Annotated in this window: 9 protein-coding genes; 7 read left to right on the top strand and 2 right to left on the bottom strand. The window is 46.2% G+C overall.

What is annotated here, in order from left to right; translation table 11 throughout:
• Nucleotides 1-7 precede the first annotated feature (7 nt).
• The 3 genes from K5Q73_RS11845 (at nucleotide 8) to K5Q73_RS11835 (ending at nucleotide 4,661) form a co-directional block, all read left to right on the top strand.
• Nucleotides 8-1,126 (top strand): efflux RND transporter periplasmic adaptor subunit, encoded by a 1,119-nt coding sequence (locus K5Q73_RS11845; protein ID WP_220765285.1) that lies wholly within the window; start codon nucleotides 8-10, stop codon nucleotides 1,124-1,126.
• Nucleotides 1,127-1,141: 15 nt separating this feature from the next.
• Nucleotides 1,142-4,234, top strand: coding sequence for a multidrug efflux RND transporter permease subunit (locus tag K5Q73_RS11840; RefSeq protein ID WP_220765284.1), 3,093 nt, complete (start codon nucleotides 1,142-1,144; stop codon nucleotides 4,232-4,234).
• 172 nt (nucleotides 4,235-4,406) lie between these two features.
• Nucleotides 4,407-4,661, top strand: coding sequence for an accessory factor UbiK family protein (locus K5Q73_RS11835; RefSeq protein ID WP_202286714.1), 255 nt, complete (start codon nucleotides 4,407-4,409; stop codon nucleotides 4,659-4,661).
• Between the two features lie 58 nt (nucleotides 4,662-4,719).
• On the opposite strand, the gene K5Q73_RS11830 is transcribed toward K5Q73_RS11835, so the two are convergent.
• Entirely contained in the window at nucleotides 4,720-5,574 is an 855-nt protein-coding gene (locus K5Q73_RS11830; RefSeq protein WP_220765283.1) for a DUF417 family protein, read from the bottom strand.
• Between the two features lie 237 nt (nucleotides 5,575-5,811).
• Here K5Q73_RS11830 and K5Q73_RS11825 point away from each other — a divergent pair, with 237 nt between their 5' ends.
• From K5Q73_RS11825 to K5Q73_RS11810, 4 genes are all read left to right on the top strand, one after another.
• Nucleotides 5,812-6,618 carry a phosphatase PAP2 family protein gene (locus K5Q73_RS11825; RefSeq protein ID WP_259650825.1) on the top strand — a complete coding sequence of 269 codons (807 nt, stop codon included), beginning with the start codon at nucleotides 5,812-5,814 and terminating at the stop codon, nucleotides 6,616-6,618.
• Between the two features lie 122 nt (nucleotides 6,619-6,740).
• Nucleotides 6,741-7,217 (top strand): Lrp/AsnC family transcriptional regulator, encoded by a 477-nt coding sequence (locus tag K5Q73_RS11820; RefSeq protein WP_220765282.1) that lies wholly within the window; start codon nucleotides 6,741-6,743, stop codon nucleotides 7,215-7,217.
• 342 nt (nucleotides 7,218-7,559) lie between these two features.
• On the top strand, nucleotides 7,560-8,915 hold the full coding sequence (locus tag K5Q73_RS11815; protein WP_220765281.1) for a sodium-dependent transporter: 1,356 nt from the start codon (nucleotides 7,560-7,562) through the stop codon (nucleotides 8,913-8,915).
• A gap of 189 nt (nucleotides 8,916-9,104) precedes the next feature.
• Nucleotides 9,105-11,087 carry a TonB-dependent copper receptor gene (locus K5Q73_RS11810; protein ID WP_220765280.1) on the top strand — a complete coding sequence of 661 codons (1,983 nt, stop codon included), beginning with the start codon at nucleotides 9,105-9,107 and terminating at the stop codon, nucleotides 11,085-11,087.
• Between the two features lie 173 nt (nucleotides 11,088-11,260).
• On the opposite strand, the gene K5Q73_RS11805 is transcribed toward K5Q73_RS11810, so the two are convergent.
• A complete protein-coding gene (locus tag K5Q73_RS11805) occupies nucleotides 11,261-12,397 on the bottom strand; it encodes an alanine--glyoxylate aminotransferase family protein (RefSeq protein WP_220765279.1) in 1,137 nt (378 codons plus the stop codon).
• Nucleotides 12,398-12,530 lie beyond the last annotated feature (133 nt).

Below are 12,530 nucleotides of genomic sequence, written 5' to 3'. Positions count from 1 at the left end.
TCAGGACATGAAAAAATGGACCCTGGTGATGATAATCATTGCAGTACTGGCCTTCGGCTCAGTCATTGGCTTCAATCTTTTTATTAAAGGTAAAATTGCCGATGCAATTGCTAACATGCCTGAAGCAGTGGCTCCGGTCACAGCTATCGATATTAAAGAGGGCAAATGGCAACCAACGATTAACGCGATTGGATTTGTTGAGCCCAACCAAGGCGTCACCATTGCAAATGAGTTATCCGGTGTAGTTTCTGCAATTCGCTTTGAAAACGGCAGCGAAGTGCAAGCGGGTCAAATGCTTGTGGAACTAGACTCTAAAGTGGAGAGAGCCAACCTTAAGAGTAAGCAAGTGCAGCTACCCGCAGCCGAGGCGGACTATAAGCGCCTTAGTAAACTCTACAAGCAAAACTCCATCTCTAAACAAGATCTCGATAATAGCCAATCTAAGTATTTGGCTTTAATGGCTGACATTGAAAGCTTAAGTGCCACCATAGGTCGTCGCGAGATAAAGGCGCCTTTTACAGGCCTGGTCGGTATTCGTAACGTCAACTTAGGTGAGTATCTGCAAACCGGTACCGATATCGTTCGCCTTGAAGATATCAGCACCATGAAGATCCGCTTCACCATTCCACAAACCCAGCTACCTCGAATTGAGACAGGGCAAGTGGTACACGTCCATGTTGATGCCTACCCTACCGAGCCATTTGAAGGGACTATCGCTGCAATTGAACCGGCAGTTTTCTACCAAAGCGGTTTGATTCAGGTACAAGCTATTATCCCGAACTCTCATGGGAAACTGCGTAGTGGTATGTTCGCCAAAGTCGATATTATGTTGCCGGAGTTAACCCAGCAAGTGGTGATACCGCAAACCGCAATTAGTTTTACTCTTTACGGTGACTCAGTCTATGTGATTGAAGAGAAAAACGAAAATGGCGAGCAAGTAAAGCGCGTTAAGCAGGTGAATGTCAAAGTCCTTGAGCGCGATGACATCAACGCTCTCGTCGTTGGTGGTGTGAAAGCTGGCGATATCGTCGTCACTTCAGGCCAAGTACGCCTAAGTAACAACACAAAAGTCAAGGTGACTGAGGATGATGCACTAAACCCTCCAGCCACATTGCCAATGTTGTAAGCGGAGGATTTGGCGATGCGCTTCACTGATATATTTATCCGCAGGCCGGTACTCGCGGCCTCCATCAGCTTTCTGATATTACTGCTTGGCTTCTATGCCCTAAAAAGCATGCAAGTACGTGAATATCCAGAAATGACCAATACGGTTGTCACCGTAACCACCAGCTACTATGGTGCCGACTCTAACTTGATCCAAGGCTTTATTACGCAGCCCTTGGAGCAAGCGTTAGCCCAGGCAGACAACGTTGACTTTATGACATCAGACAGTTTTTTAGGTAGCTCTAAAATCACTGTCTATATGAAGCTCAATACCGACCCCAATGGCGCCTTAGCCGACATCTTGGCTAAGGTAAACTCGGTACGCTCTCAGTTACCTAAAGAAGCTGAAGATCCTACTGTTGAGATGTCTACAGGCTCACAAACCTCGGCCCTATATATCTCTTTCTATAGTAATCAAATTAACTCAAGTCAGATCACCGATTATCTCGAACGCGTGGTTAAGCCAGAGCTATTTACTATCGATGGTGTCGCCAAGGTGAACCTATACGGTGGTATCAAATATGCTATGCGTATATGGCTAGACCCTGCTCGTATGGGTGCGTTTAACCTATCATCAACTGATGTCATGAACGTCTTGCAGGCCAACAACTACCAGTCTGCTGTGGGTCAAACCAACAATACCTTTACCTTACTCAACGGCACTGCTGACACCCAAGTTGCCACCGTTGCTGAACTCAAGAAACTGGTTATTGGCAGCAAAGATGGCATGGTGATCCGCTTAGGCGATATTGCCGATGTAAATTTAGATAAGAGCCATGATGTCTATCGCGCTTTAGCCGATGGCCAAGAGGCGGTTGTCGTTGGTCTTGACGTTACACCTACGGCCAACCCGTTAATTGTGGCTGCCGATGCACGTGCCATGATGCCTCAAATCACACGTAACCTACCGGTCTCGATTAAGGCACGTATTCTATATGATTCATCATTGGCTATTGATGAATCGATTAACGAGGTGATTAAGACGATTGGTGAAGCGGCATTGATTGTCATCGTGGTAATCACCCTATTCTTAGGGTCATTGCGAGCGGTTATTATTCCAATTGTCACGATCCCTCTATCGCTCATTGGTGTAGCTATTATCATGCAGATGTTTGGCTTCACTCTTAACCTGATGACATTGCTAGCCATGGTACTCGCCATCGGTCTGGTGGTTGATGACGCCATCGTGGTGGTGGAAAACGTCGACAGGCATATCAAGCTGGGTGAAACACCATTTAGGGCCGCGATAATTGGTACACGAGAAATTGCCGTACCCGTTATCTCTATGACCATTACCCTAGCAGCCGTTTACGCCCCTATTGCCTTAATGGGGGGAGTCACAGGATCCTTGTTTAAAGAGTTCGCCTTAACCTTGGCGGGTGCGGTGTTTATCTCTGGTATCGTGGCACTGACACTATCACCTATGATGTGCTCTAAAATTCTTAAAGCGCACGCAGCACCCAACCGCTTTGAGCGTGGTGTAGAGAGCTTCTTAGATGGCTTAACCAGCCGCTACAACCGTATGCTTACTGCCGTACTGGATAAGCGACCTGTAGTTATCGCTTTTGCTCTTATCGTATTCGCCTCTCTGCCGGTGATGTTTAGCTTTATCCCATCAGAACTGGCTCCTAGTGAAGATAAAAGCGTAGTAATGATGATGGGTACCGCGCCATCGAGCGCTAACTTGGATTACATCCAAGCAAATATGAAAATCGTCACCGACATGATTAGCGCTCAGCCAGAATCTGCAGCCTCGCTTGCGTTCGTGGGTGTGCCAAGTGCTAACCAAGCCTTTGGTATCGCACCGCTTGTGCCTTGGAGTGAGCGTGATAAGAGTCAGAAGCAGATGCAGGAGTTCTTTGGTAAAGAGGTCAAGAATGTCCCAGGTATGGCGGTGACCACCTTCCAGATGCCTGAACTTCCAGGTGCATCTAGCGGCCTGCCGATCCAGTTCGTGATTACCAGCTCGACGTCTTTCGAAAGCTTATTCCAAATCGGTTCGGGCGTGCTGGAACAAGTGCAAAAAAGCCCACTCTTCGTATACTCAGAGATCAACTTAAAGTTTGATTCAGGGTCGATGAAAATTCATATAAAACGCGATGTTGCAGGTGCTTACGGCATCACCATGCAAGATATAGGTTTAACCTTGACCACCATGATGAGTGATGGCTACGTCAACCGCATTAACTTAGATGGTCGCTCCTATGAAGTGATCCCGCAAGTTGAACGTAAGCTCCGAGCTAACCCTGAGGCGCTAGCAGGTTACTACTTAACTGCTGCAGATGGGCGCTCTGTGCCACTCGCTAGCCTAGTGGATATCGAAATAATATCAGAGCCACGCTCACTGCCACACTTTAACCAGATGAACGCTATTACCGTTGGCGGTGTAGCAGCACCTGGAGTTGCGATTGGTGATGCGATTGCCTTCTTGAAGAATATCGGTGATAACGAGCTTCCTAAGGGTTATAGCTATGACTTCCTAGGTGAAGCACGTCAATATGTCACAGAAGGCTCAGCGCTTTATGCCACTTTTGGTTTAGCATTAGCAATCATCTTCTTAGTCTTAGCAAGTCAATTTGAGAGCCTTAAAGATCCTTTGGTTATTTTAGTATCAGTACCTCTAGCGATTAGTGGTGCCCTGGTCGCCTTAGGTTGGACTCATGTATTTGGGCTTTCATCGATGAACATCTACACTCAGGTAGGACTTATTACCTTGGTGGGCCTTATCACTAAGCACGGCATCTTAATGTGTGAGGTGGCAAAAGAAGAGCAATTGCATAACGCTCTTAGTAAGGCTGATGCCATTAAGCATGCAGCAACCATACGTTTGCGCCCAATCTTAATGACAACCGCAGCGATGATCGCAGGTTTGATCCCGCTGCTATTTGCCTCAGGAGCCGGTGCAGTGGCACGATTTAATATCGGTCTAGTGATTGTATCGGGTCTGGCTATCGGTACCGTGTTTACCCTGTTTGTCTTGCCAGTTATCTACACCTATCTAGCAGAGAAGCACGAGCCACTTCCAGTATTCGATGAAGCGTTGAATACCGGCGAAGAGGCAAAAGCTTAAGCCCTCGTTTAATAAACCTAAAAGCCTGCAATTGCAGGCTTTTTTATTACCTAATCACCTTCACATAACGCAATCTTCTTATTGCAAACTGTGGTGATTATTTTGGCAATATAACTGAGCTCAGGTACAATCAAAGAATAACAGGCACTATGTACTTAAGCGGATATAGATAATGATTAACCCAAAGAAAATCGAAGAAGTGGCTAAGCAGTTAAGCGAAAACCTTCCTAGTGGATTAAAGCAATTTGCGGGCGAATTTGAAGAACGCAGCAAGCAGGTTTTACAAAACCAGCTACAGAAACTAGATGTGGTATCTCGTGAAGAGTTTGAAGTACAGCAACACGTGTTAATTAAAACCCGTGAAAAATTAGAAGCACTGCAAGCGCAAGTTGATGCGCTTGAAGCTAAGCTAAACGCAGCTGATTAATTGCCTAACGGCATGAATAAAAAGAGTCTCTAAATAGAGACTCTTTTTATTTCTATCTCTAGTTAGCTATGGTGTCGGAGATTTTAGCCATTAAAATAATGCAACAAGCCAACAAGGCTAGATCTTTGACAATAAACTGACCGCTGCCAGTGAGCAGAGGAAAGCCCATACTGGTGTCATAGGCTGGCAGAGTTATCAAAAACGTTTGTGTGGCCGCAAAGGTTAGCGCCGCAACACTCACCCCCGTAAGATAGGCTTTGCTAGACCAGGGCATTAACCCAATAGCAACCACAGCAATAAGCTCTATCACGCCAATAAAATACGAACCGTGCAATACACTAAAAATATCGTATATCCAACTAAACAGCGGGCTAGTTCTCATTAAACCTTCAATTCCGTCGGCTTCATACTGGGTAAACTTCATGCCGCCAATCCATGCCATCACCAGTACTATTCCAGCTAGCATTAGTTTTTCTGCCACAGCATTGAGCCCTTGCTTGCCATCATAGTATGACGCAATAAATATCGCTAAAGCCGAGATCCCTAAATACTTAATAAGACTTTGCCCGGCACCTATGGCTGGAAAACCGCCCAAGCTCTCAAGCCAGACTGGGTGAGTAAACAGCATTAATAACGGCACAATGGCGAGCCCCGCATAAAAGTAAATCACTAACTGCGCCCAGCTCTGTTTCGGCTTAAACAGCGCAAGCACTGTTAGTAACTGCACAACACCAATTACAGCACTAAGCCAAGGTAGATCAGGCAAACCAACCTGCATTAACTGTTTAGTGAAATAGCTTGCGTCATTGGCAGTAAATCTAGCCATTGCCGTCAGCAATAAAAAGCTCGCTAACAAAAACTGTGCGATCACCACGCTGCTAGCAACGGATAAGTGTTTTAGTATATTTGACATGTAAGGCTCCAATTTTTTGCAGTAGACCTGCAAAATCACTAATGCCTTTCATCCAATTAAGTATCCCATGAAATAAGATTAATTTATGCTTCATCCGTAGGGGCTAGAATGTCGCGACTTCGACAGTTAATCTTCTTAATATGGCTAGCCTTCTTAAATAGATAGCCTTGTTTAATAGTTAGTTTTTTTAATGACGCCCAACTTTCAGGGCTTTGTAAATTACGTACTGAGGAATTTTTGAATAATTTTAATCCAGACAAGCACAATCAATTTTTGCCTCAACATACCAATAAGCTCATGCTGGCTGCATGGCTAGTATTATTAATGCTCCCTGCCGCTATCTATTTAAGCGCCAGCCACTTATTTCCCAGTATTACCTTAAACACTTGGCTGTCTGAAGCCCTTTATTGGCTAACCAGCACTGGCACTGCGCCTTATGGCATCATCACTGGCTTACTCATACTCACGACGTGCTATCGCTGCATGAGCAAAGCACATTTCCTAAAGTTAGTCTTAGCCGTTTCCATTAGTATGGCGGCCACATTAAGCCTTAATCACTTTTTAAAACCCTACTTTGCAGAGCCTCGCCCCAATGCAGCTCTGTTAGAGCAAGAGTACTTGCTTAACACTCAAGATTTTTATCAACATGGCAAAGCAGAAAAAAGAGAGATTTTAGGAGTGGCTATTCAGCAACTTGATATTGCTCGCCCAGACCTGCAGCTTAGCGCTTCAATTAAACGTCACTGGCAGCATGAAGTCGGTTATGCTTTTCCATCTGGCCACACGCTATTTGCTGTCACCCTAGCCCTCGTTGTTGGCTATTATCTATTACTTGCAGGTAATCTTGCCATGCCGCTAGTTTTGTTATCCTGGGCAATTGCTATGGGCTTTAGCCGTATGCTGCTTGGCATGCACTGGCCGCAAGATGTCTTAGCCTCCACCGCCATTGGTGGCTGCATCGCCTTTAGCAGCATCTACGCCACTCAGGCACTATGGCCTAGACTCAGCCTGCTGCTGCCTTCGAAACTAAAAGCCGCCTATTGATAAATTAAGCTGGCCTCTTTATGAGGGCCAGTTAGATAGGTTGCTTGCGCTTGATGTCAATTAAGGTATTCTGCCTGCAAAGAAATAATAATGATTAACCCCAACTCTGGTGAGACTCAAGCATGGCTGAACTGCAATTAGACAAAATTGATCTGCACATTCTTAAATTGATGCAGCAACATGGAAAATTGTCCAACCAAGAGCTTGCCGAGAAAGTCGGCTTATCGCCATCACCTTGCTCCAGACGAGTGAAGTCACTAGAAGAGGCGGGCTACATTGCAGGCTACGCAACTTTGCTAAGCGCCGACCATTTTGACCTCGCACTGACTGCCTATATTCAAGTCCGTTTAGAGAAACATTCCACCGAAATTTTAGAGGCTTTCGAGGTTAAGGTAAGCAGCTATGATGAAGTGCAAGAGTGCTGCCTACTTACAGGTAGCGACGCCGATTACCAACTCAAGGTGCTTGTTAGAGACATGAAGCACTTTAAAGTATTCCTGCTAGACAAGCTCACCACTAACGATCATATCGCGGGTGTGCGCTCAAGCTTCGTGCTTAAACAAGTTAAAAACCAAACCAGTATCCCACTGCCGATTTAACTCTCTCTTATCCAACTTGCTTTGACACAGCATCGAGCGGCATATACCCAAGCTACCTCTCCCCAGATTAGTCATAGCGGCTATAATCTGTGCATTCGCTCGCATTTCCTCCTTTAATCGACAAATGATTTAATTGCGTATAGCCATAGATTAAAACAGTCATACGCAATCAAATATCGCCTTATATTACACAAGCGACAAACTACGTCGATTTAGATTAAATAATTAAAATAAAGCATCAATAAAATAATCTTAAACGCGAATTTAAGGCGTTGACGTATCGTTTTAAAGCACTAATATGCGCGCTCTGAATTGACAAATAAGCACAGAAAGAGAGCTCCAATGAGTACAGTAAAACAAGGGCACTTCAGCTCAAGAATAGGCTTTATTATGGCGGCGGCAGGCTCAGCTGTCGGTGTCGGTAATATCTGGGGCTTCCCCACTCAAGCAGCCACCCATGGCGGCGGCGCATTCTTGCTTGTTTATCTGTTTCTAATCTTAGTACTCGGCTACCCGATGCTATTGGCTGAGTTAATGATTGGTCGCCACGGACAGACTAACCCAGCCGATGCCATGGCTAAGGTTGCGACTAAACCGCTGGCCAAGAAGATAGGTAAGGCAATCGGCTTTATCTCCATCATCACGGCCACCTTAATTTGTACTTTCTACAGCATTTTATCGGGCTGGTTTGTCAGCTTTGCTATCGCTCCCGTTGCCGAGTTAACCGGCCAAACCAATGTCGCGTCTTGGTTAATGGACTTCTCGCTATCGCGCAACTTAGTGTTCACCCTAATTTTTATCGCCTTGGTGATCTTGGTGATCCGCCAGGGGGTGCAGAAAGGCATTGAGCGCTGGTCAAAACGTCTAATGCCTATGTTGCTATTGATCTTAGTCGCTGGTGTGGCTTATATCTTGACTCAACCTGGGGCGATGCAAGGGCTAGAAGTGTTATTGGTTCCCGATTTTTCAAGGGTGTTTGAAGCCGATGTGCTAATTGGCGCCTTGGGCCAAACCTTCTTCTCTTTAACCATAGGCACCGCAGCCATGATGGTTTATGGCGCTTACTTGAGTCAGAAAGAAGACTTAAGCAAGCTAACCGCCTACGTCACATTGACCGATACCTGCGTGGCATTTTTAGCCGCACTTATGGTGCTACCTGCCATGTATGTGGCACAGCACAACGGTGTACAGATTTTTGCCGAAGATGGCAGCTTGCTGAACTCTGACACCTTAGTGTTTACCGTATTGCCGGCCCTGTTCGACACCATTGGCGGCATAAGCCAATACTTATTGGCTATTACCTTCTTCATCTTGATGACCATTGCAGGCTTAACCTCGGCGATATCGATTGTCGAAGTGCCCACCAGCTATCTGGTAGAAAAGACTAATTTGAGTCGTGATAAGGCCACATTCATTGTCGGCAGCGTCGTTGCTGCACTGTCTATGGTGGTTGTGTTTAACTTTGAGATGCTATTTGGCTTTATGATCACCCTAACCACCGAGCGTGCTCAGCCTTTGATTGCACTAGGTATCGCTATTTACTTAGGCTGGGTCTGGAACAGAAACCAACTGATTAGTGCTATTGCCGCACAAGATAATGTTAGCACTGACAGCCTGTTTTGGAAGGTATGGCCTTGGTATGTGAAATACATTTGCCCAGTACTTATCATCCTAATTATTGTGCAGTTAATTAGCTAATTAACCACCATTTTACTCACAAGTATCAGGGCGATTTTATCGCCCTTTTTTATTCCTAACGCCTACAAAAAGTGAGATTTGTCACACCCACCTGTGACCCTTTGTCGCACCTTGCGACAAATTGGTTTATCGCTATCGTAAACCTCTGTAAAACAGCCCTAAAAATAAATAACAATAGCGATAACAGTGATGAACAAGAAAACAATGCTGACCATTCCTGTGGTCACCTTAGGGCTGATTTCAATCCCAGCTTTAGCCGAAACTATTCAAGATACGAAAGACTCTGAGCCCGTTGAACGCATTATCGTCACCGGCGAATTGATGAAGGATCCGACTAAGACCTATACCGACCCTAAAAAGCCACGACTACCACTGCCTGCCTATGATGGCGCAGGATTTCTAAAGACCATTCCCGGCTTTAGTATCGGTCGCAAAGGTGGCGCTGGTGGCGATCCAAGCCTGCGCGGTTTAGGTGGTTCACGCTTAAGCATTGTCGACGATGGTCAGCACGTTTATGGCACTTGTGGCGGCCGAATGGATCCACCAACGGCCTATATTTACCCTGAAGCCTACGACAACATTACCGTCATCAAGGGCCCACAAACCGTAAAATACGGCCCTGTGGGTAGTGCTGGTACCGTATTGTTCGAGAAAGATCGCCACAACTTCGATGAGCCGGGCTTAGATGGCCGCGCCAGCATGACAGCGGGCAGTTTTGGCCGCACCGATTACTTAGTCGAGCTAAAAGCCGGTGACGAAAAGCACTATTTCGATATGGATGTTAACCAATCAGAAAGCGATCATTATAAAGACGGTGACGGTAACAAGGTACAGTCGAGTTATGACCGCTCCAACTATAACTTTGCGCTAGGGTGGACGCCGAGTGAAGCGACCGTGCTTGAATTAGCATATGGCAGTTCATCTGGTGAAGCAGAGTATGCAGATCGCGCCAATAAAGCCCGTGAGATCAGCAATGAAAACCTCACCTTTCTACTGCAACATGAGTTTGATAGTGAATGGCTAAATAATATCGAAGTTCAGGCCTACACCAATGAAAATGACCATGTGATGGATCAGTTCGACCAAGGCATAAATTCAGGGACTAACGTCAGACGTGGTACTCAGGGCGGTCATGTTTGGCTTGATTTTACCCTAGCAAATGATTGGACTCTGACCACTGGCGCCGATTATATGGATAGCACCCACGAAGGTCGCAGTATCAACCCTGCCATAGATAACGGTTTAGACGATCTTCTAAATAAGCCATTTAAAGACAATATGCGCTATCAGGCAACGGGTCTATTTGTAGAGTCTAGCTATGATTTTGCAGTGGGTAAGCTCCTTGCTGGCGCCCGTTATGATCACTGGAAAACTGAACTCATGGTCGGCCAAAAAGGTGAGCGTAGCGACGATCTCTTCAGTGGTTACGGCCGCTATGAACTCACTTTGGGCAACAGCCAATACTATGCCGGTGTTGGCCATGCTCAACGTATGCCTGATTACTGGGAGATAATGAAGTCTGATGTGAATAATCCAAGCCAGAAAGCATTTGATTTAGCCCCAGAGAAAACCACTCAGCTAGATATAGGTTGGATCTATGAAGCCGATATCGCTATCTCGACCTCGCTATTTTATGGTGAGATCCGCGACTACATCTTAATTGATGACAATACCAAGATGACCAGCGCTTATAATATCGATGCCACCGTCTATGGCGGTGAAATCGCTGCAACGATTCCATTAACTGAGCATTTCTCTAGCCAAACCAGCGTCAGCTACAGTCACGGCGACAATGATACAGCTGGCACACCACTAGGGCAGATCCCGCCACTAGAGGGACGTATCACTTTAGATTACCAATATAACCAGTGGACGGCAGGCCTACTTTGGCGCCTAGTCGCCGCTCAAGATAGAGTGGCGATTGGCGAAGGTAACATCTCTGGCCAGGATTTGGCTGAAAGTAGCGGTTTTGGTACCCTTTCTGTCAACGCCAGCTGGAAGCATAACGAAGCAGTTTTAGTCAGCTTCGGAGTAGAAAACTTATTCGATATCACCTACGCAGAGCATATTAGTCGCTCTGGTGCAGGTAACGATATTCCAGGTAGCTCACCTATGTTCCAGGTTAACGAGCCGGGTCGTACCGCTTGGGTAAAAGTGGATTACACTTTCTAAAGAATTAAGGTCCACAGCTAAAATCTATGGACCACGGAGGGCACGAAGCTCACGAAGAAAAGCTAGCCGTACTTTTTGTTTTCTTCGTGCCCTCTGTGTCGCAAACACAGTGAGCGCTTCGTGGTTTATTAAGACTTAATGGTATAGCTCTCAGAAGAGAGCGGTTAAAGTTTCTACGCCAATACTTCCTCTAATGCTTTAAGACAAAGCGCGACATTTTCACGCCTTGCACCAAAGCCCATCAAGCCAATGCGCCAAGCTTTTCCAGCCAGCGCGCCAAGGCCTGCACCTATCTCTAGATTATAGTTCTCTAGCAGTTGCTTTCTAATTCTGGCGTCATCGATGCCTTCTGGAATATACACCGCATTCAACTGAGGTAAACGACACTCTTCAGCCACCACAAACTTAAGCCCTAAACGCTGTAGACCGTGTCGTAGTACTTGGTGCATATCGGCATGGCGCTGCCAAGCAAGCTCTAAGCCTTCAGCCGCTAATAAGCGCAGTGATTCATGCAGTGCATAGAGGGCATTAACTGGCGCGGTATGATGGTAGCTACGCTTGCCATCACTAGAAGCATCCCAATATCCCATGACTAAAGTTTGATCGAGGAACCAACTTTGTACAGGCGTTTTACGCGCCTTTAACTTAGCCACAGCTGCAGGTGAAAATGACACTGGCGACAAGCCCGGCACACAGGATAAGCACTTCTGACTACCTGAATAAATCGCATCTATGCCCCACTCATCCACCAGCAACTCAACGCCGCCTAAAGAGGTGACCGCGTCGACGATGGATAAGCAATCATGTTGCTTAGCTAACGCACACAAAGCCTTGGCATCTGATAAAGCCCCCGTAGAGGTTTCGGCATGCACAAAGGCTAAAAACTTGGCATCAGGATGAGCAGCCAAGGCGCTGGCAACTTGGTCAGTATCAACCGCCTCACCCCATTCGTTATCCACCACCACTGCTACGCCGCCAACACGCTCAACGTTCTGGCGCATACGCTCACCGAACACGCCATTGCGGCAAACAATCACTTTTTCACCCGGTTCAACCAAATTAACAAAACAGGTTTCCATGCCTGCACTGCCTGGGGCTGAGACCGCCATGGTCATCTCGTTTTTGGTCTGAAATGCATATTGAATTAATGCCTTAAGTTCATCCATCATCTCAACAAATAGCGGATCTAAATGACCGATTGTAGGCTTGGCCTGTGCCGCCAGCACCTCAGGATAAACATCTGAAGGGCCCGGGCCCATCAGCACGCGTCGGGGGGGATTAAATGACTCTATAAAGGGTGCAGGTAACATGATATTTCCTCTAAAACTGGTCGCTTGGTATTAGGTTAAATTCGACTGCCGCCATACTGCTATAACGAAAAATATCATTAAGCCCCTACGTGTGAGTCAGTCTGCTATGAAATATTATTCTTGTATCGATTAC

The organism is Shewanella sp. MBTL60-112-B2, from assembly GCF_019655055.1.
Classification (GTDB): domain Bacteria; phylum Pseudomonadota; class Gammaproteobacteria; order Enterobacterales; family Shewanellaceae; genus Shewanella.
Note: the sequence above shows the minus strand (reverse complement) of the source record. Positions and strands in the feature narration are given on the sequence as shown.